The organism is Pantoea sp. EKM101V (assembly GCF_011800325.1).
Taxonomy (GTDB): domain Bacteria; phylum Pseudomonadota; class Gammaproteobacteria; order Enterobacterales; family Enterobacteriaceae; genus Pantoea; species Pantoea anthophila.
The window spans coordinates 146,228-167,721 of sequence record NZ_JAALFP010000004.1 but is presented as its reverse complement, the minus strand read 5'-3'; the positions used below and the strand labels follow the sequence as shown (position 1 = coordinate 167,721).

The window sequence follows — 21,494 nt, the reverse complement described above, 5'->3', positions numbered from 1 at the left end:
AGCCAGAGAACATGAAACGCTGCTTACGCAGCGTTTTTTTTCGTCTTTTATTTTATCCGCCTTCGCCATAGCAGATAAAAGCATTGTATTTCAGATTAATAACGAGACATCTCCGGCATTCTCGTTATATTCTCGGTCGCTTAAACCGAAGCAGTCGTGTGCATTAACATAATAATAATTTGATCAGGGGAAGCTCCTCATGCCACTGTCGGGGGCGCTACAGCGCCATGCCACCTATCCTCACCGAATCGCATGGCGTAGCGCGATGGTCGGCGGCCTATTCTTTCTCCTGTTCACGCTGCTGGCGATTCATCACACCTGGCATAAGCGCGAGCGGCAACATCAGCGCCTGCTGGAGCACAGCCGGTCGGCACTACAGCAAACGCTCGCCAGCCTGTATAACAGCACCCTCAGTCCCCTGCTCCCGTTTACCCATAATGCCTGCCACACCATCAATCGTGAACTGACCTCACGCGCCGCCTTTGCCGGGAATCTTCGTGCCATCCTGCTGGTGAATAATGGCAATGCCTTTTGCTCCTCAGCCACCGGCAGTTTCAGTCTGCCGATCAATGTGATTTCGCCCCAGAGTGATATCTCGCGCGATACCGATCTGCAGCTGATGCCGGGCACGCCGTTGCAGCCGGATAAACCGGCCCTGGCCCTGTGGGTGAAGAATCCCGGCAATCTGCAGACCGGCGTTTTCGCGACACTCAACATCAGCCTGGCCCCCTATCAGCTGATGGCCTCCTGGCATCCGGAGATTACCGGTATGGCTCTGGTGGCACAGCACAGTGCCCTGACCAGCTGGCAGCATGGCGTAACGGAGAATGAGAACCTGCCGACACCGCTGCTTCAGCGGTCGCTGGAAGGCTATCCGCTGCAGTTTGTTCTCTACGGTTCCACCCTCGCCTTCAGCGATTATCAGAACATTCTGCTGAGTGGTCTGCTGCTGTCACTGCTGGTTTCAGGTGGCTGCTGGCTGCTGCTCGCCCACTATCAGCGTCCGGGCAGAGAGCTGATTCGGGGCATGAAGCGGGGCGAGTTTCACGTGGAGTATCAGCCGCTGGTTACCTCTCACGATAGTCAGCCTTATGGCATGGAGGCACTGCTGCGCTGGACGCACCCGACGGAAGGCCCGATTCCGCCCGATGTCTTTATTCAGTATGCCGAGTCGCAAAACCTGATTGTTCCACTGACCCGCCATCTGTTTCAGCTGGTTTCCCGCGATGCGCACCTGCTCTGTCACACCGTTCCCCGTTATGCCAGTCTCAGCCTCAACATTTCGCCTCTGCACCTGGCCGACCGCAGCTTCCGTCAGGATGTCCTGAACTGGCTTGAGAGCATGCCGGCCGGCCACTTTAATTATGTGTTCGAGATTACCGAACGCGTCATGGTGCGCGACGAAAATGTCGGCGAGCTGTTTGACTGGCTGCATCAGCAGCAGATCCGCATCGCCATTGATGACTTCGGCACCGGACACAGCGCACTGATCTATCTGGAGCGCTACGCCTTTGATTACCTGAAAATCGATCGCGGCTTTGTGCAGAGTATCGGCACCGAGACGCTGACCTCGCCGGTGCTGGATACCGTGCTGCAGCTGGCAAAAAAGCTGAACCTGAAAAGCGTGGCCGAGGGCGTGGAAACGGGCGAACAGGCGGCGTGGCTGATCAATCGCGGCGTGACTCACCTGCAGGGTTATATCTTTAGTCGCCCGCTGCGGCCGGAAACGCTGATAGACTATTTTCAGCGTCATCGCGCCTGACCGGTCTGGCCCGGCCGGAGCCGAACACTTACTGGAGAGGGCATTCGCTATGCTGCTTCGCGCTGGACTTCTGCTGACAGGTGCCCTACTCAGCGCCCCGCTGCTGGCCGCCTCCGTTCTGCAAAGTTACGCTTTTACTCAGGCCGGGGAAGCGAAATATCCGCCCGGCTTCAGCCACTATGAGTATGCCGATCCCGATGCGCCCAAAGGCGGCAGCATCACCCTGGCGGTTATTGGCACCTACGACAACTTCAACCGCTACGCCTCGCGCGGCAATCCGGGTATCAATACCGGTGCGCTTTATGATGGGCTCTACACCAGTTCAGACGACGAGCCGGGTAGCTACTACCCGCTGATCGCCCTGTCGGCGCGCTACGCCAGCGATTTTTCGTGGACTGAGATTCACCTGAATCCCCGCGCCCGCTTTCACGATGGCTCACCGATTACGGCCCGCGATGTGGCTTTCAGCTTTCAGAAGTTTATGACCGAAGGCGTGCCTCAGTTCCGTGTGGCCTATCGCGGCGTGACGGTGACCGCGCTGAACGATCTTACGGTGCGCATCGACGCCACCAAACCGGACAGAGATCTGTTGATGGGCTTGCTGACGCTGCCGGTCATCCCGGCGTCATTCTGGAAAGATAAGCAGTTTAATGAGCCGCTGAGCGCCCCGCCGCTCTCCAGCGGGCCCTATCGCATCAGCCGCTGGAAGCTGGGTCAGTTTATTGAGTTCAGCCGGGTCAAAGATTACTGGGCCGCCGATCTGCCGGTGAATCGCGGGCGCTTCAATTTTGATCGGATGCGCTACGACTACTATCTGGATGACAACGTGGCGTTCGAAGCCTTTAAAGCGGGGGCTTACGACTGGCGTGAGGAGGTCTCAGCGAAGAAATGGGCCACCCAGTATCGCGGCCGCGCCTTCGACGAGGGCGATATAGTGAAGCAGACCACGCCCAACGAGGCCGCTACTGATACCCGCTGGCTGGCGTTTAACAATGAGAAACCGCTGTTCCATGACCGTCGCGTGCGCCAGGCTTTTTCACTGATGTTCGATTTTAACTGGATGAATAAGGCGCTCTATTACGGTGCCTGGCAGCGCGCCAGCAGCTACTTCCAGAACACAGAGTATGCTGCTCAGGGTGCGCCTGATGCGGAACAGCGGGCCCTGCTGGCACCGTGGCGCGCGCAGTTGCCCGCCGGACTGTTCACTCAGCCTTACCAGCCTCCGGTGAGCGATGGCAGTGGCTACGACCGCGCCAGCCTGTTAAAAGCATACGCGCTGCTGAAAGAGGCGGGCTGGCAGATTAAGGATCAGCGTCTGGTCAATGACAAAACCGGTCAGCCGTTCACCGTTGAGCTGCTGCTGCGCGGCGGCACCAGCACGGAGTGGGCACTGCCGTTCCAGCACGCGCTCTCGCGGCTCGGCATCACCCTGAACCTGCGGCAGATCGACAGCTCGCAATATCTGCGGCGCTGGCGTGAAGGCGACTATGACATGATCGCCACCCTCTATCAGGCGATGCCGATCCCCACCTCCAGCCTGCAGATCCTGTGGCAGTCGGACTACATCAGCTCCTCCTGGAATACCGCGCGGGTGAAAGATCCTGTGGTTGACCACTTCGTGCAGCAGATCGTGGCGCACCAGGGCGATCCCGCTGCGCTGCGACCGCTGGCGCAGTCACTGGATCGGGTACTGCTGTGGAATGCGTATATGATCCCGATGTGGTACAACGCAGAGCAGCGGCTGGCTTACTGGGATAAGTTTTCCCATCCCGCCCGCAAGCCTGCCTACAGTACCGGTCTGGATAGCTGGTGGTACGACGCACACAAAGCCGGACGCCTGCCGGCCAGTAAACGCTAAGGAGACACCGTTGGCCGCTTACTTTCTGCGCAGACTCCTGCTGATCGTTCCGACGCTGTGGGCGATCATCACGCTGAACTTCTTTATCGTGCAAATCGCCCCCGGCGGACCGGTCGATCAGGCGCTGGCTAATATTGAGTTTGGTCAGACAACCGGCCTGCCCGGCAGCGGCGCCGACAGCGCCGGTTCACATGCCACGCGCAGTCATCTCAACCCTGCCGACAATCAGTACCGGGGCGCACGCGGGCTGGACCCGGAGGTAATTGCAGAGATCAAACAGCGCTATGGATTCGATAAACCCCTGTGGCAGCGCTACGGCGAGATGCTGTGGAACTATCTGCGCTTCGATTTTGGCGACAGCCTGTTTCGCAGCGCCTCGGTAGTGGGGCTGATCAAAGAGAGCCTGCCGGTTTCCATCAGCCTGGGGTTATGGAGCACCCTGATTATCTATCTGGTCTCGATCCCGCTGGGTATCCGCAAAGCGGTGCGCAACGGCTCTGCGTTTGATATCTGGAGCAGTGCCCTGATTATTGTGGGCTACTCCGTTCCGGCTTTCCTGTTCGGCATCATGCTGATCGTGCTGTTTGCCGGGGGCAGCTATCTGGACTGGTTTCCGCTGCGCGGGCTCACCTCTGCGCAGCATGATACGCTGCCCTGGTATGGTCAGGTGCTGGATTACTTCTGGCACATCGCACTGCCGGTGCTGGCAACGGTGATCGGCGGCTTCGCCACGCTGACGATGCTGACGAAAAACGCGTTTCTGGATGAGATCCGCAAACTCTATGTGGTGACCGCGCGCGCCAAAGGGGTGCCGGAGCGGCGTATTCTCTATCATCATGTGTTTCGCAACGCGATGCTGCTGGTCATCGCCAGCTTTCCTGCCACCTTTATCAGCATGTTCTTTACCAGTTCCGTGCTGATCGAGGTAATGTTTTCCCTGAACGGGCTGGGGCTGCTCGGCTATGACGCCACCCTGCAACGCGACTATCCGGTCATGTTTGGCACGCTCTATATTTTTACCCTGATCGGGTTACTGATGAACATTCTCAGCGATCTGACCTATACGCTGGTCGATCCGCGCATCGATTTCAGGAGCCATTGATGCCGCTTTCTCCCCTCACTCAGCAGCGCTGGCAGCGCTTTCGCCATAACCGGCGCGGCTACTGGTCGCTGTGGATCTTTCTGGTCCTTTTTCTGCTGTCGCTGGGTGCCGAGCTGATTGCCAATGAAAAGCCGCTGCTGGTGCATTACCAGCAGCGCTGGATGCTGCCACTGCTGTTTGACTACAGCGAAACGGACTATGGCGGCGTGCTGCCGACCGCCGCCGATTATCAGGACCCGTGGCTGCAGCAGCGCATTGCCCGGCAGGGCTGGGCCCTGTGGGCGCCGATTCGCTTCAGCGACAGCACCCTCAATTTTGCGACCCAGGTGCCCTTCCCCTCCCCGCCGTCGGCGCAGAACTGGCTTGGCACCGACGCCAACGGGGGCGACGTGCTGGCGCGGCTGCTTTACGGCACGCGTATCTCGCTGCTGTTCGGTCTGCTGCTGACGCTCTTCTCCAGCGTAATTGGCATTGTGGTCGGCGCGGTGCAGGGCTATTTCGGCGGCAGAATCGATCTGATCGGGCAGCGGCTGGTTGAAGTCTGGTCCGGCATGCCCGCGCTGTTTCTGCTGATTTTACTCTCCAGCGTGATCCAGCCCGGCTTCTGGTGGCTGCTGCTGGTCACCGTCGCCTTCGGCTGGATGAGTCTGGTCAGCGTGGTACGTGCCGAGTTTCTGCGCACCCGTAACTTCGATTACATTCGCGCGGCGCAGGCCCTTGGCGTCAGCGACGGCCGGATTATGCTGCGCCATATGCTGCCTAACGCCATGGTGGCGACCCTGACCTTTCTGCCGTTTATTTTGTGTGGGTCGATCACCACGCTCACCTCACTCGACTTTCTCGGCTTTGGCCTGCCGCTGGGCTCGCCTTCGCTGGGGGAGCTGCTGCTGCAGGGCAAAAACAACCTGCAGGCGCCATGGTTAGGGCTGGCAGGCTTTTTCACGCTCGCGATCCTGCTTTCGCTGCTGATTTTTATTGGCGAAGCGGTGCGCGATGCCTTCGATCCAGGCAAAGGAGCCTGAATGACGACACCCTTACTGGCCATCAACGATCTTTCGATTGCCTTTCGTCAGGGCGATGCGCTTCGCCCGGTGGTGGAGGATCTCTCCCTGCGCATCGATGCAGGCGAAACCCTGGCGCTGGTGGGCGAGTCAGGCTCCGGCAAGAGCGTGACGGCGCTGTCGGTGATGCGACTGCTGCATGAGGCGTCGGTGGTTTATCCCCGGGGCGAGATCCTGTTTCAGGGTGAAGATCTGCTGCGTGCCCCGGAGGCGCGGCTGCGTGCCCTTCGCGGCAATCAGATGGCGATGATTTTTCAGGAGCCGATGGTGTCGCTCAACCCGCTGCACACCGTGGAGAAGCAGCTGTATGAAGTGCTCTCGCTGCATCGCGGACTGCGTCGTCCGGCGGCCCGCGGAGAGATACTCAGCGTGCTCGATCGGGTCGGCATCCGGCAGCCTGCCGCCCGGCTCAACGATTTCCCGCACCAGCTCTCCGGTGGCGAACGCCAGCGCGTGATGATCGCCATGGCCCTGCTGACCGAACCCCAGCTGCTGATCGCCGATGAGCCGACCACCGCGCTGGATGTGACGGTGCAGGCGCAGATCCTGAAGCTGCTCCGCGAACTGCAGCGGGAGATGAACATGGGCATGCTGTTTATCACCCATAACCTGAATATTGTGCGCCAGCTGGCGGATAGCGTCAGCGTGATGCGTCAGGGTCGCATCGTGGAACAGAACCGCGGTCAGGTTCTGCTGGACCAGCCGCAGCATCCCTACAGCCAGCAGTTACTGGCCGCGGAACCGGAAGGAACCGCGCTGCCGCTGCCTGCGGACGCCGCGGTGATACTTCGGGTCGAACAGCTTCAGGTCAGTTTTCCGCTGCGGCGCGGACTGTTCCGGCGGCAGGCGACCGAAAAGCTCATACTCGCCGGGCTGAGTTTTACCCTGCGGCGCGGCGAAAGCCTGGGCCTGGTCGGCGAGTCCGGTTCGGGCAAAAGCACCACCGGGCTGGCGCTGCTGCGGCTGATTCGCTCGCGCGGGCAAGTCTGGTTTGATGGTCAGCCGCTGCATCAGCTGACGCGCCGGCAACTGCTGCCGCTGCGCCAGCGCATTCAGGTGGTGTTTCAGGACCCCAACTCCTCCCTGAATCCGCGGATGACGGTGCAGCAGATTATTGCCGAAGGCGTGGCGGTACATCTGCCCGCTATCGGCCGGGCAGAACAGGAGCAGCGCGTCATCGCGGTGATGGAAGAAGTGGGACTCGATCCGGAAAGCCGTCACCGCTATCCGGCCGAATTTTCGGGGGGGCAGCGACAGCGTATCGCCATCGCGCGGGCGCTGATTCTGGAACCGGAGCTGCTGGTGCTGGACGAACCGACCTCCTCGCTGGACCGCACGGTGCAGAAACAGATCCTGACGCTGCTACGTCGTCTGCAGCAGCAGCGCCAGCTCAGCTATTTGTTTATCAGTCACGATCTCGATGTGGTTCGATCCCTGTGTCACCAGCTTATCGTGCTGCGTCAGGGGGAAGTGGCAGAACAGGGAGAGTGTGAAAAGTTGTTTGCTTCACCTGAGAACGACTACACCCGCGAGCTGCTGCAGTCGTCCCGGCTCAGCCTGCGTTAAAGGTTTCGGCAATCGCCACGCCCTGATTTTTCAGGCAGCAGTTAGTGGCACTCTCGTCACGGCGCTGTATGAACAGGCAGGGCTGCCCTTCACATTCGGCCACTTTACAGTCGACCTGAATCTCTGCCAGCACCTCTTTTAACTGCTGCAGGATTTCCCACGCCGGAATGCCATCGTGGCTGATCAGACGCAGCGCCACGAACTCCTGGTCATCCAGGGCTTCATCAGGCTCAATAGCACTGTGGCGATCGCTGGCCCAGCGGAAACGCTGCGGCAGGCGATGCACAATTGAAAGTTGCAGCATCGTTTACTCTCCCCGAATGAGTTTATGTCGCAACACACAGCAACCGACGCTAAAAGCTGACCGACAACCGCTGAGTCCGGACGAGTCTTAATCGTCTGCCCGCGCGCATTTTTTGCGACTCGCATCGCACTTCTGGCTATATGTACCGCGTTCACACGCCGTTAACAATCATTTTAGACGCAATGTGATTACTTTTTTAGCTAAAGATTTTCACAATAAAGAAACATAACCAGAAAGGCCGCCAATAGAGCCAGCGGTAACGGGGAAAAACTCCTGCGCCCGGCTAGCGGGACGCAGTATGGGGACGTGACGCGTAGAAAAAGAGCAGCAGGGAAATCGTCGCGCACAGCGCGATGGTGCCCACCATCGGCCAGGCGCTGTTGAAACTCATCAGCGACAGCAGCGCCCCCACAAAAGCCCCGACGCCAAAACGCAGGGTGCCCGCCAGTGAGGAAGCCGTGCCCGCCATATGCGGGAACGCATCCAGGATCACCGCCATCGCATTGGATGAGACGATCGACACACAGCCGATAAACAGTGCGACACCCAGCACCAGCGGCAAAAAGCCCAGGTCAAAGGCGCTGACCAGCAGCAGCCAGATCCCCATAGAGAACTGGATCAGCAACCCCAGCCGGAACATCGCGACCGGGCCAAAGCGACGCACGGCCCTGCTGTTAATCAGGGTCAGCACGAAGAGAAACACCACGTTAAGGCCAAAGTAGTAGCCGAAGTTTTGCGGCGAAACGTGATTCAGTTCGATATAAACAAAGGGACCGGCGTTAAGAAAGGTGAAGAGTCCGGCAAAGGAGAAGCCGCTCGCCAGCATATAACTGAAGGCCCGTTTGTGACGAAACAGCGTGACGAAATTACCCAGCGTGGTGCGCAGATGGAACCGCTGGCGCTGCTCCGGCTTCAGGGTTTCACGGATCTGCGTGGTCACCAGCAGTGTGGTGACTAATGCCGCGCCCGACAGCGCCCAGAAGATGGCGTGCCAGCTCCAGAGCACCAGCAGCCAGCCGCCGATAATCGGCGCCAGCAGCGGCGCAATGGTGGTGATCAGCATCACGAAGGACATCATGCGCGAAAAGTCCTCTTTCGAGTAACTGTCGCGCATCAGGGCGTTGATCACCACGCTGGCGGCCGCAGCCGACAGCCCATGCAGAAAGCGCATGGTAATCAACTGATCAATGCTTTGTGACAACGCACAGGCCGCGGCGGCGCAGGCAAAGATCAGCGTGCCAAGTGCAATCACCGGCTTGCGGCCGTAGCTGTCCGCCAGCGGCCCATAGATGAGCTGCCCGATCGCGAACCCCAGAATGTAGAGATTCAGCGACATCTGCACGCTACCCGCCGACACGCCAAACTCACGCGCAATCTGCGGCATGGCAGGCAGATACATGTCAATCGACAACGGCATCAGCATGGCTAACAGACCGAGGATGACGACCAGACCTGTTGGCGAATTCTTTTCCTTACGCACACCTTCTCCTGCCCTGTGGGACTGGCACGGGCTGCTGGCAGCCCGTCCGCTTATTTAGCCTGTAACTCTTTTGGCAGACCAATACTGGCGATCTCTTCTTCCGTCAGCGGCCGGTATTCGCCCGGTTCCAGATCGGCGTCCAGCACGATGTCGCCTATGCGCTCACGATGCAGCTCCACCACCCGATTGCCCACCGCCGCAAACATCCGTTTCACCTGGTGATAACGCCCTTCGCTCAGGGTCAGCAGCACTTCGGTCGGCGTGATCACCTCCAGCTGTGCCGGTTTGGTCAGGCTCTTCTCATTGTGCAGCTGTACGCCCGCCGTAAACTGCGCGGCCGTATCGTCACTGACCGGCGATTCCAGTGTGACGCGATAGGTTTTCTCGCAGTGATGACGCGGCGAGGTAATCCGGTGTGACCACTGACCATCATCCGTCATCAGCACCAGTCCGGTCGTGTCGATATCGAGACGCCCTGCTGCGTGCAGTTTGAAAGACATCGGCTCTTCGAGGAAATAGAGGATGGTGGGATGATCGGGATCGTCGGTTGAGCAGACGTAACCCTGTGGTTTGTTCAGCATAAAGTAGCGTGGACCGGTGAGCATCTGCAGCACGTTGCCGTCATAGGCGACTTCGTGGTCGGGCAGCAGTTTGAACGCGGTATCGCGCACGATCTCCCCGTTCACGGTGACACGCTGGCCGCGGATTTCGCGATGGGCGATGGCGCGGCTGATTTCCAGTTGCTGAGAGATGAATTTGTCGAGTCGCATGAATTCGTTTTGCCTGTTACTGCGGAGGGAATCTGAAACGGCCTGGTTAACCGTTGAAAATGTGCGGGAAGTATAACGTGATCTGCGTCCGCCTGACAGCGCGTTTACCGGACTTTCATGGCATAATTGCCGCCAGTTTTGCAAAAGTGAGCGCCATGTCTTTTACCTTACGCCCCTATCAGCAGGATGCGGTGAATGCCACCGTTGCGCATTTCCGTCGTCATCAGGAACCTGCAGTGATCGTACTGCCCACCGGCGCCGGGAAGAGCCTGGTGATCGCCGAGCTGGCACGGCTGGCACGTGGCCGGGTGCTGGTGCTGGCGCACGTCAAAGAGCTGGTGGCACAGAACCACAGCAAATATGAAGCGTACGGGCTGGAGGCGGATATCTTTGCCGCCGGACTGCAGCGTAAAGAGAGCCAGCGCAAAGTGGTGTTTGGCAGCGTGCAGTCCATCGCGCGTAACCTCGAACAGTTCGACAGCGCCTTTTCACTGGTGATTGTCGACGAGTGCCATCGCATCGGCGATGACAAAGAGAGCCAGTATCAGCAGATCTTCAGTCATCTGCGCCAGCACAATCCTCAGCTCCGTTTACTTGGCCTGACTGCCACGCCGTTCCGGCTGGGCAAAGGCTGGATCTATCAGTTTCACTATCACGGCATGGTGCGGGGCGACGAGAAATCGCTGTTCCGCGACTGCATCTATGAACTGCCGCTGCGTTACATGATCAAGCATCAGTTCCTGGTGCCGCCGGAGCGGCTGGATATGCCGGTGGTACAATATGACTTCAGTCGTCTCACGGCGCAGTCGAACGGCCTGTTCAGCGAAGCCGATCTGAATCGCGAACTGAAACAGCAGCAGCGCGTAACGCCCCATATCATTCGTCAGATTGTGGAGTTCGCTGAGGATCGGCTGGGGGTGATGATTTTCGCTTCCACCGTGGATCATGCGCGTGAAATCCTGCAGCTGCTGCCCGAAAACAGCGCGCTGGTCTCCGCCGAAACGCCCGCCCGCGAGCGTGATGCCCTGATCCTGGCGTTTAAAGCGCAGCAGCTGAAATTCCTGGTGAACGTAGCGGTACTGACTACCGGCTTTGATGCGCCGCACGTTGACCTGATTGCGATACTGCGCCCGACCGAGTCGGTCAGCCTCTATCAGCAAATCGTCGGCCGCGGCCTGCGGCTCTCGCCCGGTAAGCGCGACTGCCTGATCCTGGATTATGCCGGTAATCCCCACGACCTCTTCACGCCGGAAGTCGGCGCGCCGAAAGGGGCCAGCGACAATCAGCCGGTGCAGGTTTTCTGCCCCGCCTGCGGCTTTGCTAACACCTTCTGGGGCAAGGCGACCGAAGATGGCATGGTCATCGAACATTTTGGCCGGCGCTGCCAGGGGGTGCTGGAAGATGATGAGGGAGAACGCGAACAGTGCGACTATCGTTTCCGCTTTAAAAGCTGTCCCGACTGCGGCGCGGAAAATGATATCGCCGCCCGACGCTGTCACGAGTGCGATAAAGTGCTGGTCGATCCCGACGATATGCTCAAAGCGGCGCTGAAACTCAAGGATGCACTGGTGCTGCGCTGTGGCGGCATGACGCTGGAACAGGGATCGGATGCCAAAGGTGAGTGGCTCAAAGCGACCTACCATGATGAGGATGGCACCAGCGTCAGCGAACGTTTCCGGCTGCAGACGCCCGCGCAGCGGAAAGCGTTTGAGCAGCTCTTTATGCGTCCGCATCAGCGCGCACCCGGCGTACCGCTTGGCTGGCAGACCGCCGCCGACGTGCTGGCGCTGCAGCCGCTGTTGCGCCATCCCGATTTTGTGGTGGCCAGGGCCAAAGGCCAGTTCTGGCAGATCCGTGAAAAGATGTTTGATTATCAGGGCCGCTACCGCCGCGCGAATGAGCTGCGCTGACGCGGATGCGCCGCTGGCAGGCGGCTATATCGTTTGCTCCCGGCAGGGATAACCGCTATACTGCCGCCCGCTTTTGCATGTGCATCAGCGGAATTGAATAACCTGCCTGTTACTGGGTCGCCTGTAGCAGGAATTAAATAAAGAGACGTATTAATGTTCACTATCAATGCAGTAGAACGTAAAGAGCAGGGTAAGGGTGCGAGCCGCCGCCTGCGTACAGCAAACCGTTTCCCGGCCATCATCTACGGTGGTTCTGAAGCGGCTGTTGCCATCGACCTGGATCACGACTCCGTAATGAACCTGCAGGTAAAACCAGGTTTCTACGAAGAAGTGCTGACCCTGGTTGTTGACGGTAAAGAAACCAAAGTGAAAGTTCAGGCTGTTCAGCGTCACCCGTTCAAGCCAAAACTGTTTCACATCGACTTCGTTCGCGCGTAATCGCGAGCCTTGTTGAACGTAGAAGGGCCGGTTGCGAAACCGGCCCTTTTATTTTGTCTGTCGCTGCCAAAGGTTATCACCGCGCAGCGTCAAAAAAGCCGGGCTGAGCCCGGCTTTTTTATTTGCTGCTGGTGCGGCGCTGTAGCTGGTCACGCAGATTGGGTGGCGTGCCTTTGATTGTCAGGGTGTCCGTTGCCGGGTCCCAGAAAATACGCTCGCCCAGTAACATGGCGTCGAAGTTCAGGGTCAGTCCCCCGCCGCTGCCGGCAAACTTCGTCAGCTGGCGCAGCGTGCTGCGATCTGCCGGGAAGCTCTCCTCAAGTTCGTAGCCCTGCTCCTGGGTAAAGGCCTGAAAGGTTTTTTCACCCACCGGTGGCAGTTCGCCTGACAGATCTTCCAGCGCAATCTCTTCGCCCGCCTGCAGCTGCTCGTTGCAGTAGCTGTAGACCTGCTGGCGATAGTTCTGCCGCTCCTGCTTATCCAGCCCGGATTCGTTGCAGTAGTCATCCACCGCCTGCAACAGTCCCCGGTTCTGCGCCTTGGTGTCTAATCCCACTTCGGCACCGAGGAAGTCCATGAAGAAGTCAGCCACTTTACGTCCGACGCGGCCGCGCAGGAAGGTCAGATAGCGGGTCGATTCCGGGTTGGTTTCCCATTCGGTTAAATCGATGCGCGCGACGATATCCGCATGGTTGATGTCGAGATAGTGGGTGCTGCTGATATCCATCTGCTCGTTGACGCGCATGCTGGACTGGCTGTTCAGCACGGCGATCAGCAGATAGTCTACGGCCAGATAGCGGTAGTGAATAAACAGCACCACGCCGCTTTCGGCGAACGGATATTTCGCCAGTTCGTCACGCAGACGGCCGGTGGCGGCACGGCTAAAGGCGAGAAAATCATCGTTGCCCTTACGACAATTACGCAGCGCTTCTGCCAGTTCACTTTCTGCATTAAACAGGCCGTAGGCTTTGCTTTTTGCGCTGTAAACCCGGTGTAACTCCTCCACCATCGCGTTAACCGTGTTGGTGGCAGGCAGCAGCGAATCGCGCAGCGCCAGCTCAAGCTGGTTTTCATCGCGTTTGATCAACTGATGCAGGGCAATCTGGTCGATATCCAGACTCATGGTAGACTCTCCTTTTAGCTCAGGCGCGTATTCAAACACCGCCGGCATCGGCTTTCAACTCCATACGTAAAGCGGACGCGGTACTTTCGATAAAATTGCGGAAAAAATTACGCTGTTCCGGTACTATATCGCCTTTTGAAATGAGCTCAGACGACCTTATGCCACAATCATCCCGTTACAGCGACGAACGCGTGGAACAACTCCTCGCGGAAATGGCCCAAATCCTGCAGAAGGATAAGGCCCCCACCGACCTCTCCCTGATGGTCCTGGGCAATATGGTGACCAACCTGATTAACAGCGATGTTGCCCCGGCGCAGCGTCGCTCTCTGGCCCGATCTTTCGCCGATGCCCTGCAGGCGTCAGTGCGTGACGACAACGCTCACTAATTGGCTGATTTGATTTCATAATATGGTAACCAACCGGCAGCGCTACCGCGAAAAAGTCTCCCAGATGATTAGCTGGGGGCACTGGTTTGCTCTGTTTAATATCTTATTCGCGCTGATTTTAGGCAGTCGCTACCTGTTGGTCGCCGACTGGCCTTCTTCACTGGCGGGGCGTATCTACGCCTATACCAGCTGGGTTGGCCACTTCAGTTTTATCGTTTTTGCCGCCTATCTGCTGATCATCTTCCCGCTGACGTTTGTGGTGATGTCGCAACGGCTGATGCGGGTAGTGTCCGCGGTGGTCGCCACCGCAGGTCTGACGCTGGTCATGGTCGACAGCGCGGTGTTCAGCCGCTTCCACCTTCACCTGAACCCGGTGGTGTGGGAGCTGGTGATTAACCCCGATCAGAGCGAGATGGCGCGCGACTGGCAGCTGATGTTTATCAGCGTGCCGCTGATTTTTCTGGTCGAGATGCTCTTTGCGACCTGGAGCTGGCAGAAACTGCGCAGTTTGAATCGCCGTTCATTTGGTAAGCCGCTCGCGGCCCTGTTTATCAGCGCCTTCTTTGCCAGCCACCTGATGTATATCTGGGCTGATGCCAACTTCTATCGCCCGATAACTATGCAGCGCGCTAACCTGCCGCTCTCCTATCCGATGACCGCCCGCCGTTTCCTGGAGCGTCACGGTCTGCTGGATGCGCAGGAGTATCAGCGTCGCCTGGTTCAGCAGGGCGACCCGGAAGCGCTGGCGGTGGAATATCCGCTGAGCGACATTACCTTCCGCGATGGCGGTACACGCAATAACCTGCTGGTGCTGACCGTGGATGGCCTGAATAACGCCACCATGGCCAGTGCGCTGCCGCAACTCAATCAGTTTGCCAGCGAAAACGTGCGTTTTACGCAGCACTACAGCGCCGGAGATACCCCGGAGAAAGGGTTGTTTGGCCTCTTCTACGGCATCTCCTCCAGCTACATGAACGGTATTCTGGCATCCCGTACGCCGTCTGCCCTGCTGGGCGCGCTGAGCACGCAGGGTTATCAGTTTGGCCTGTTCTCCTCTGAGGGCTTTAATCCGCCGCTCTACCGACAGGCGCTGCTGACCGACTATTCACTGCCGGCGATGACCAGCCAGCCGAACGCCAGCACCGTGGCGCAATGGCAGAACTGGCTGGAGAAGCAGACAGGTTCCCAGGCGCCCTGGTTCTCCTGGATCGCGCTGAACGGCCCTGACGTCACCGGCGACAGCGCCAAAGCCCGTCAGCGCAGTTATCTGCGTCAGGCACCCGCCGTCGATCAGCAGATTCATGCCGTTCTGAGCAGCCTGCAGGCGCGTGATTTGCTGAAGAATACAGTGGTGGTGATCACCGCGCAGCGCGGTCTGGCGCTGGAGGGTAACCCTGACAGCGCAGGCAATCGCCAGACATTGCAGGTGCCATTAGTGATTCACTGGCCTGATACGCCCGCGCAGATCGTTGATCGTCTCTCTGATCATCAGGATGTGATGACGACGCTGATGCAGCGCCTGCTGCATGTGCGAACCAATCCGGTGAACTATTCGCAGGGTGAAGATCTGTTTGCCGCACGTCGTCGCCATGACTGGGTCGCCAGCAGCGAAGAGAACAAACTGGTGATCACTACGCCGCAGGTGACGCTGGTGCTCAACAACAACGGCAGCTATCGCGCTTATGATGCCGCGGGCAATGCGCTGAAAGATCACAAGCCGGAACTGACGTTGCTGTTGCAGGTATTAACTGAGGAGAAGCGATTTATCGCTAACTGATTAATTATCAGGCAAATAGTCAGCTGGTGTCTTGCATTCATGCCGATAACCAGTAGACTAATCCTCCAGTGTTCGGCACGTAGCGCAGCCTGGTAGCGCACGGTCATGGGGTGTCCGGGGTCGGAGGTTCAAATCCTCTCGTGCCGACCAAATACATATTCTGTCAGTATCAGTTACTGACGGAAACCCGATAAAAAACCCGCATTCTCTCTGAGTTTGCGGGTTTTTTATTGTCTGTAGTTAGCAGAATTGAACAATTAAAGATAAGACACAAGTAAACGTACAATTTTAAGGTTTAAAAATTGTCCCGAATTCCGGTTTATAACCATTAATTCCCCAATAAGGCGCGAGGGAATCCGGAGATACCTGACAGCGAATCACGCCGCAAGGATAATCAGCCGGAATGCTGATATGCACTGAATCCGGCCGCCGGTCATCTGAGGCAGTCAGGATAAAAGAAACGCAGCAATGCTTTATCAGTTCTGACTCAATAGCCCGTTTTGTCTCATTCAACACATACTGAACCGGACTGAAAACTGCATCACACCCCGCCCTGAAATAATAAATTCATCGTTCCTGTCATGAACCTCCCCCGTCTGCCTCCGCCGACTTCTTGATTAAGATCAGCACGCCGCTGCGTCAGATCGCCTAGTTAATCAGGCGTGAAAATATTTTTTTCACGTTCATCATTCCGCCTGGATTGGCTGCGGCATGAAACGGAAAACCACTCCGGCTTATAAAAGGATTTTAAAATGACGCTTCAGTTTACCAACGAACTTACTCCGGCCCTTCTGGCCGCAATGGATCAGTCCCCCTTTACGGCAGAGCAGCTGGCTGAGATGAGCAGTGAAGCACGGGCGCTGGTGGCTGAGCAGGCAGCTTTTTGTCGTCAGCATCCGGTTAACGCCATTTACCGGCTGGCGGTGGCGGGCTGTCTGACCCGGCGCGGTGGTACAGGCGTTGAGTTTAATGCTGCCCCTAATCAGGGATACAAGTATCGCCTCAGTAATGGCCAGCGGGTCAGCGTACTGACTGAAGGCTGTACGGTAAGCTATCCGGACGGGAATACAGCACGGATTATCAGCAGTGCCGGGAGCAGGCATACTTATAAAGAACGGGGGGTTGCGCTGGTTGGCAGTGAGCTGGATAACGGTGACGTCATCATCAGTACGCCGCAGTCAGAGGGAATGCTGGTGGGCCGCAAAGGTGTACCGGTGCCCGAAGACTTTCTGACAGCCGGTCAGAAATAAAGATGGGTGGCTACCGGACTGACTGTTACGGGCGCGGGCTGGCACTCCACGGCGACAGAACAACAACGGGCGCAACCATTTTATCCACCCTGCCGAACTGTACTGAGCACGGTCGCGCCGTTGTCCGGGTGGGCGACCCGACGACGGCCTGTCCGAAGTGCGGTGAACATGGGGTAATTGTTGACGGTGAATCGCACTCTGTCTGGCACGGCGTCGCGGCGGCGGTTGATCGCTCTGTCGTGCGGTGTGGCTGCCCGCCAGGCAGTAACCGGATTATTGCCCCGAAAGATCAATGGCTGGGTTCCGGCCCCTCTCCTGAGCAGATAGCACAGGAAAAACATGTGGCGATGCTGGCTGCTCTGAAGGCTGAGCAGGAAGCCGCAGCGCAGCGACGGGCAGATGAGCGGGAGCGTAACCGGGTATTTGCGAAATCCTGCCTCCGGGGTGACGGCTGCAACGATGCCGGAGAGCAGAGCGAACCCCACACCAACTTTACTGACATGTGCTTTTTCCGGGCGCTGCCACCGGCGGAAACTGATGCTCCGCAGCACGCCCAGACGGCGAAGAAGAAGCCCGCAGGACCACAGGATATCCCGAAGCCGAAAAAGCGCAGCGCACTCTGGAAGTGGTGGAACGGCAATTACGAAGAAATGGACTATCAGGCGGCGGTAGCGACGGCCGCCGCCGCATCGCGGGCACAGGCAGCGACAGCCGGAGCGGGTGTGCTGGAGCAGCTTGCCGGGCGTTCCCTGACTTACGGAACCTGGGCCATTCGCGGCGCTGAGATTGCCACCGCCGGTGCCGGTGCCTCAGTCGCCGGGGTATTGCTGGGGATGATGCCCGGAAGGCTCAACGACGGTGAGCAGGATTACCTTGACCGGCGGAGAATGGAATCGCTGAGCGAAGCCCCGAGCCGCGTGCGTTATACCTGGGAAAATGACAGCAGTGGCAACCCGGTGCCGCACGGCTGGCACACGCCACCGGGCAGGGATAAAGTGCGGGTGCGCAAAATGTCGTGGGACAGCCGCTATCAGGCTTACTCGTTCACGACCACGGAAGAGCCGCGAATCACCATCATCTGGACGCCGGATAATGCCGGTGTAAACACGCCGTCACACACCGGCAACCAGAAGCGGCCGGTGCTGCCGAACCCGGTAATCGTTGACCCGCTGCCGGAGAGTACCGGCATTACGTCCACCACGTCACCGGCCCCGGAAAAGAAGAGCTTCGCGGATTACATCCTTATCCTTCCGCATCCGGATATTCCGCCGATTTATATCTATCTGAGTAAACCACCGGTAGAATTTCTGGAGGTTGAGCTATACAGTGATTTTACACGGCGGTCACGGCAGGGGAAATATGAGGCAGACCATATGCCATCGGCGGCAGCAGTTCGTGAGTATCTAAAGGCTAATGCGCCTGAAATGCTACCAGACGATATTGATGTGGCTGTTCAAAATGTGGCTGCAATTATTATTCCCAAAGATATTCATCAGAAACTTAGTGAAACTTATGGTGGACGTAACACACGTAACGATGCGGCGCAGATTAAAAGGGATGTTTTAGATTTGCGGGCAGCAGTGGATCGTAATCTGGAAGCCATTAAACCCGCGTTAATAAATCAGGGTGCTACCGAGGCTCAGATAGAGACTGCAAGAACAAAAATACACAAGTTAAACAGCGATATGGGATTGTACAAATGACTGTGAACGTAGAAGCGTTGATACATAGCCTTGGAAAATCATATAATGATTTGCTTGCCGCAAATCTTGTTCCCTATAAAACCCCGCCGACTGGCTTTTCAGGTGACTCCGAAATCAGTTTAGATATGGCTAAAGAGGGAGTTTATTTATCTTTCAAGCGAGATGGGCGGATTTTACAGACCGTTGTCTTAAGGATTCAGCATGACAAAGTAAGTAATTGGGTTTTCCCAAATGAACTGCCGTCACCATTACAGAAAAACATGTCCCGGCAGTGGGTGCATGAAAATCTTGGCGTTCCATTAAGAAGCGCACCACCAAAAGTCATTATGAAAAGAGCCTTTGGATGGACTGATCTTTACGAAGGAGAAGGATATACTTTACCCATCAGTATGCAGATCAGCTATGATGTTATGGATAACGTCAGATCTGTCGCCTTCATTCCAACGTCAGAGCTACGCTGGTAAATTATAAAACTACAATTAACTGCCAAAAACATGTGATAAGCGGCGGTTTTTTTTTCAAATAATCAGGTTCACTTTCTGAACTGAAAAGTGCAACTTTATATTGGCTGATTACATAGGCCAGCAGGAAAAAAAAGGACCATTTACAGCCAATTAATATGCGAGAGTAAAAAGAAAAGCGTGGAACTTGATAAATTATTGCGATAAACCAAGCACAGTTACTTTAGTGAACATCATCAGGCGCATTTACGAGCATACCTGATGATAAATCCTGAGTAGAAAAAAATCATTGCCATTTATTAATATCCTATCAATGATGGTTTTTGCATCATCAGTACGAATATATGGCTCATCCATATTTTTACCTGATAGAAACTACTCACTGATTTCATAGCTGGAAAAATTTTTCATTCTGATAACTTAATCCGGCAGATTTCCGGAGGAAAAATATGAACAAGCTGAACCCTGGTCCACCAGCTTACTTATGCTGGTCGATCAGGATATTTGGGTATGACTCCAGAAGGTATAGAGGCAGCATAGTTACAATGCTGATTTAAACCCTCCCGTGGCAAGACTGGCCCTTTTTCTTTATGGCCCTTACTGTGCAAGTCCAATTGATACCCCTCCTCTCTGAATCATGCGCCACATTCTTACTCGTCTAAGCGAACAATTGCACCTCCTCTGCCTCCCACTGCGATACACTTACCGCGGGACATATCTATGTAATATCTCACTGGATTAGGCATATTTTCCATCATTCAGGGAAGTTCTTCAGAATATGTTAAGTCTGAGGTGGAAACAACGCAGACAGATTGACCGTCTAAAAAAGCGTTTTCAACCTCGTGAAAACGGTCATCCCATCCGGAGCCTGTTTCCAGCGCATATTCTTTCGCTATTTCAATTGCCTGATTTTCCGTTAGCATTTCTGAGCTCCATACCAGACGTTATACATTACTCCTTCCACAACAACCGGGCCTGGCCTGAGAGGAAACCTGCCGCTTCATGCCGCCGACTTGATCAAATCCCCCTTTCCTCGCGTCCCCGCCAATCCGATCTATACTTAACAGCCTGTGGGTAACAAGAGGAGAGTTTATGACCTTTATTGAAAAAGACGATCCAACAGAAGCACCTGAGTCAGGCGATAAGCAACCTTCCCCGCCAGACCAGAAGTAACCCACCAGGGCCGCGCGTGACGCGGCCTTTTTCTGACAGCGTAGTTCCTGTTCGTATATTCAGATTAATCCTGCCAGCCGTTAACATTATCTCTGCAATCAGTCAGTTATGGCTCGTAGCAGAGGTGGATCCGCTTCACAGAAATCACCTCCCGCTACGCTTTTTCATCAAACTGAAACAAAAATGTCACAGAAACGCCTTACCCTGAATTTCCCTGAAACTGACGGATAATGTGTATGGCGATTAAAGCAAAGAGCCTGAAAGATGCAGAAACGTTATTGCACTCAGGCATCAGCAAAGTGGAACTGGCGTATGACATCGACAGCGACGATTTCTTTCGCCTGGCAAGCCACTGGTGCGACCGCGGCGCGCGTATCAGCAAAGGTCATCACCATTTTGTTGTTTCTCTGAAGAGTTTTGCCATCCCGCCCAACGACTGATCCCGGCAGGCTGCTTGCCCTGTTTGCATGCACCTGATTTAATGCCGTTTTGGCATCCATCATGGTTCCGCATGCGCTATCCCGACCTGCCGCTGCCGCCTGTTGCAGGCGGCTTTATTCTCTCCTCGCACCTGAGCCACAGCGATCCGCTGCTGGCGGTGAGTCACTTTAATCCGCACGCTTACGATGAGGCACTGGCTGCTGCCTGGGGCATCACGCTGCCTGCCCGCCTGCAACAGGCCGTCAGCAAACGTCGTGCCGAATACCTGGCCAGCCGGATGCTGGTAAGGTCGGTCATGGCAGAACTGGGCATCCCTGATTTTATCCTGAACAATGCCCCCGATCGCTCTCCCTGCTGGCCAGCGGGTATCCAGGCGTCGCTGTCACACAGCGCGGGTGTTGTGGTCGTCGCGGCAACGCGTCAGTCCTGCGCTGTCGGGGTCGATGTTGAACAGATCATGCCGGAGATGACGGCGAACGACATGGCCGGGCTGCTGATGAATGCGGGGGAGCAGCAACTGCTGCGGTCGCTGCCGGTCAGCTTCAGTGCCGCCGCGACCCTGCTGTTCTCCCTGAAAGAGAGTGTTTACAAGGCACTCTGGCCCCAACTGCATCAGCCGATGGACTTTCTTCAGGCGGCGCTAATGTCGGTGGATTGTGCCCGACAGCGCGCCACGCTGCGGCTGACTCAGCACTTCAGCGAGCAATTTCCGGCGAGCACATTATTACAGGCGACATTTTTGTGGCGAGAGAATCTGGTGATAACGCAGGTGGTGCATCCGGTTTAAAAAACCGGCTAAACAACGCAGCTTAGCCGGGGGTAAACACAGACGAAAGAAGAAGTTTCAGGATCGCAGAAACCGCTGTTTCTGCTGTCCGCTACAGTAACCGCTTTCAGGCGCGGCCTGCCAATACGCTTTTTTGCTAAGT

19 protein-coding genes and 1 tRNA gene are annotated in these 21,494 nt (G+C 56.6%); 15 read left to right on the top strand and 5 right to left on the bottom strand.

The features are described 5' to 3' along the window. Positions 1-199 precede the first annotated feature (199 nt). The 5 genes from HFD92_RS08685 to yejF are packed head-to-tail and all read left to right on the top strand — an operon-like array spanning position 200 to position 7,349. Positions 200-1,762: a cyclic di-GMP phosphodiesterase gene (locus HFD92_RS08685; protein ID WP_111208545.1), complete on the top strand. Its 1,563-nt coding sequence runs from the start codon at positions 200-202 to the stop codon at positions 1,760-1,762. Positions 1,763-1,811: 49 nt separating this feature from the next. Next, complete coding sequence (locus tag HFD92_RS08680; RefSeq protein WP_167428774.1) at positions 1,812-3,620, top strand: extracellular solute-binding protein; 1,809 nt, start codon at positions 1,812-1,814, stop codon at positions 3,618-3,620. Positions 3,621-3,630: 10 nt separating this feature from the next. Continuing rightward, positions 3,631-4,722, top strand: coding sequence for a microcin C ABC transporter permease YejB (locus tag HFD92_RS08675; protein WP_046102242.1), 1,092 nt, complete (start codon positions 3,631-3,633; stop codon positions 4,720-4,722). Continuing rightward, positions 4,722-5,744, top strand: a complete 1,023-nt coding sequence (locus tag HFD92_RS08670; protein ID WP_058956722.1) for an ABC transporter permease — start codon at positions 4,722-4,724, stop codon at positions 5,742-5,744. Before HFD92_RS08675 ends, HFD92_RS08670 begins: the two co-directional genes overlap by 1 nt. Beyond that, positions 5,745-7,349, top strand: a complete 1,605-nt coding sequence (gene yejF, locus HFD92_RS08665; protein WP_167428773.1) for a microcin C ABC transporter ATP-binding protein YejF — start codon at positions 5,745-5,747, stop codon at positions 7,347-7,349. Here yejF and HFD92_RS08660 read toward each other — a convergent pair. From HFD92_RS08660 to rsuA, 3 genes are all read right to left on the bottom strand, one after another. After that, the gene (locus HFD92_RS08660) at positions 7,336-7,653 is read right to left on the bottom strand and encodes a hypothetical protein (RefSeq protein ID WP_009089120.1); all 318 of its coding nucleotides are present in this window, start codon (positions 7,651-7,653) and stop codon (positions 7,336-7,338) included. The genes yejF and HFD92_RS08660 overlap by 14 nt on opposite strands. A gap of 283 nt (positions 7,654-7,936) precedes the next feature. Then, on the bottom strand, positions 7,937-9,133 hold the full coding sequence (locus HFD92_RS08655; protein ID WP_150028871.1) for a Bcr/CflA family multidrug efflux MFS transporter: 1,197 nt from the start codon (positions 9,131-9,133) through the stop codon (positions 7,937-7,939). Between the two features lie 50 nt (positions 9,134-9,183). After that, entirely contained in the window at positions 9,184-9,903 is a 720-nt protein-coding gene (gene rsuA, locus HFD92_RS08650) for a 16S rRNA pseudouridine(516) synthase RsuA (protein WP_058956725.1), read from the bottom strand. Positions 9,904-10,058: 155 nt separating this feature from the next. Between rsuA and HFD92_RS08645 the strand changes: the two genes are divergently transcribed. Beyond that, the gene (locus tag HFD92_RS08645; protein WP_167428772.1) at positions 10,059-11,813 is read left to right on the top strand and encodes a DEAD/DEAH box helicase; all 1,755 of its coding nucleotides are present in this window, start codon (positions 10,059-10,061) and stop codon (positions 11,811-11,813) included. Positions 11,814-11,966: 153 nt separating this feature from the next. After that, entirely contained in the window at positions 11,967-12,251 is a 285-nt protein-coding gene (gene rplY / locus HFD92_RS08640; RefSeq protein ID WP_058956726.1) for a 50S ribosomal protein L25, read from the top strand. Positions 12,252-12,369: 118 nt separating this feature from the next. Here the strand turns inward: rplY and yejK are convergent, their stop codons facing one another. Beyond that, a complete protein-coding gene (gene yejK, locus HFD92_RS08635; protein ID WP_009089109.1) occupies positions 12,370-13,374 on the bottom strand; it encodes a nucleoid-associated protein YejK in 1,005 nt (334 codons plus the stop codon). 158 nt (positions 13,375-13,532) lie between these two features. On the opposite strand from yejK, the gene HFD92_RS08630 reads away from it, so the two are divergent. The 6 genes from HFD92_RS08630 to HFD92_RS08605 all read left to right on the top strand — a co-directional run bounded on the left by HFD92_RS08630 (position 13,533) and on the right by HFD92_RS08605 (position 18,954). Then, positions 13,533-13,760 carry a YejL family protein gene (locus HFD92_RS08630; RefSeq protein WP_009089108.1) on the top strand — a complete coding sequence of 76 codons (228 nt, stop codon included), beginning with the start codon at positions 13,533-13,535 and terminating at the stop codon, positions 13,758-13,760. A gap of 22 nt (positions 13,761-13,782) precedes the next feature. Beyond that, positions 13,783-15,537, top strand: coding sequence for an LPS biosynthesis-modulating metalloenzyme YejM (yejM, locus tag HFD92_RS08625; protein WP_167428771.1), 1,755 nt, complete (start codon positions 13,783-13,785; stop codon positions 15,535-15,537). Between the two features lie 73 nt (positions 15,538-15,610). After that, positions 15,611-15,687 (top strand) — tRNA-Pro (locus HFD92_RS08620). Between the two features lie 602 nt (positions 15,688-16,289). Continuing rightward, on the top strand, positions 16,290-16,787 hold the full coding sequence (locus HFD92_RS08615) for a hypothetical protein (protein ID WP_167428770.1): 498 nt from the start codon (positions 16,290-16,292) through the stop codon (positions 16,785-16,787). 2 nt (positions 16,788-16,789) lie between these two features. After that, the gene (locus HFD92_RS08610) at positions 16,790-18,490 is read left to right on the top strand and encodes an S-type pyocin domain-containing protein (RefSeq protein WP_167428769.1); all 1,701 of its coding nucleotides are present in this window, start codon (positions 16,790-16,792) and stop codon (positions 18,488-18,490) included. Beyond that, entirely contained in the window at positions 18,487-18,954 is a 468-nt protein-coding gene (locus HFD92_RS08605) for a DUF6392 family protein (RefSeq protein WP_111208551.1), read from the top strand. The genes HFD92_RS08610 and HFD92_RS08605 overlap by 4 nt, the downstream gene beginning before the upstream one ends. Positions 18,955-19,709: 755 nt before the next feature. Here HFD92_RS08605 and HFD92_RS08600 read toward each other — a convergent pair. After that, a complete protein-coding gene (locus HFD92_RS08600; RefSeq protein WP_167428768.1) occupies positions 19,710-19,874 on the bottom strand; it encodes a hypothetical protein in 165 nt (54 codons plus the stop codon). 486 nt (positions 19,875-20,360) lie between these two features. On the opposite strand from HFD92_RS08600, the gene HFD92_RS08595 reads away from it, so the two are divergent. Beyond that, positions 20,361-20,564 carry a hypothetical protein gene (locus HFD92_RS08595; protein WP_167428767.1) on the top strand — a complete coding sequence of 68 codons (204 nt, stop codon included), beginning with the start codon at positions 20,361-20,363 and terminating at the stop codon, positions 20,562-20,564. A gap of 71 nt (positions 20,565-20,635) precedes the next feature. Further along, positions 20,636-21,352 carry a 4'-phosphopantetheinyl transferase gene (locus HFD92_RS08590; RefSeq protein ID WP_167428766.1) on the top strand — a complete coding sequence of 239 codons (717 nt, stop codon included), beginning with the start codon at positions 20,636-20,638 and terminating at the stop codon, positions 21,350-21,352. Positions 21,353-21,494: the final 142 nt, after the last annotated feature.

Coding starts and splice junctions, on each gene's coding strand:
- yejK (WP_009089109.1), bottom strand. CDS start 13,374: ATGAGTCTGGATATCGACCAGATTGCCCTGCATCAGTTGATCAAACGC.
- rsuA (WP_058956725.1), bottom strand. CDS start 9,903: ATGCGACTCGACAAATTCATCTCTCAGCAACTGGAAATCAGCCGCGCC.
- yejM (WP_167428771.1), top strand. CDS start 13,783: ATGGTAACCAACCGGCAGCGCTACCGCGAAAAAGTCTCCCAGATGATT.
- HFD92_RS08670 (WP_058956722.1), top strand. CDS start 4,722: ATGCCGCTTTCTCCCCTCACTCAGCAGCGCTGGCAGCGCTTTCGCCAT.
- HFD92_RS08660 (WP_009089120.1), bottom strand. CDS start 7,653: ATGCTGCAACTTTCAATTGTGCATCGCCTGCCGCAGCGTTTCCGCTGG.
- HFD92_RS08605 (WP_111208551.1), top strand. CDS start 18,487: ATGACTGTGAACGTAGAAGCGTTGATACATAGCCTTGGAAAATCATAT.
- HFD92_RS08610 (WP_167428769.1), top strand. CDS start 16,790: ATGGGTGGCTACCGGACTGACTGTTACGGGCGCGGGCTGGCACTCCAC.
- HFD92_RS08595 (WP_167428767.1), top strand. CDS start 20,361: ATGGCGATTAAAGCAAAGAGCCTGAAAGATGCAGAAACGTTATTGCAC.
- HFD92_RS08685 (WP_111208545.1), top strand. CDS start 200: ATGCCACTGTCGGGGGCGCTACAGCGCCATGCCACCTATCCTCACCGA.
- rplY (WP_058956726.1), top strand. CDS start 11,967: ATGTTCACTATCAATGCAGTAGAACGTAAAGAGCAGGGTAAGGGTGCG.
- HFD92_RS08680 (WP_167428774.1), top strand. CDS start 1,812: ATGCTGCTTCGCGCTGGACTTCTGCTGACAGGTGCCCTACTCAGCGCC.
- HFD92_RS08590 (WP_167428766.1), top strand. CDS start 20,636: ATGCGCTATCCCGACCTGCCGCTGCCGCCTGTTGCAGGCGGCTTTATT.
- yejF (WP_167428773.1), top strand. CDS start 5,745: ATGACGACACCCTTACTGGCCATCAACGATCTTTCGATTGCCTTTCGT.
- HFD92_RS08645 (WP_167428772.1), top strand. CDS start 10,059: ATGTCTTTTACCTTACGCCCCTATCAGCAGGATGCGGTGAATGCCACC.
- HFD92_RS08630 (WP_009089108.1), top strand. CDS start 13,533: ATGCCACAATCATCCCGTTACAGCGACGAACGCGTGGAACAACTCCTC.
- HFD92_RS08600 (WP_167428768.1), bottom strand. CDS start 19,874: ATGCTAACGGAAAATCAGGCAATTGAAATAGCGAAAGAATATGCGCTG.
- HFD92_RS08615 (WP_167428770.1), top strand. CDS start 16,290: ATGACGCTTCAGTTTACCAACGAACTTACTCCGGCCCTTCTGGCCGCA.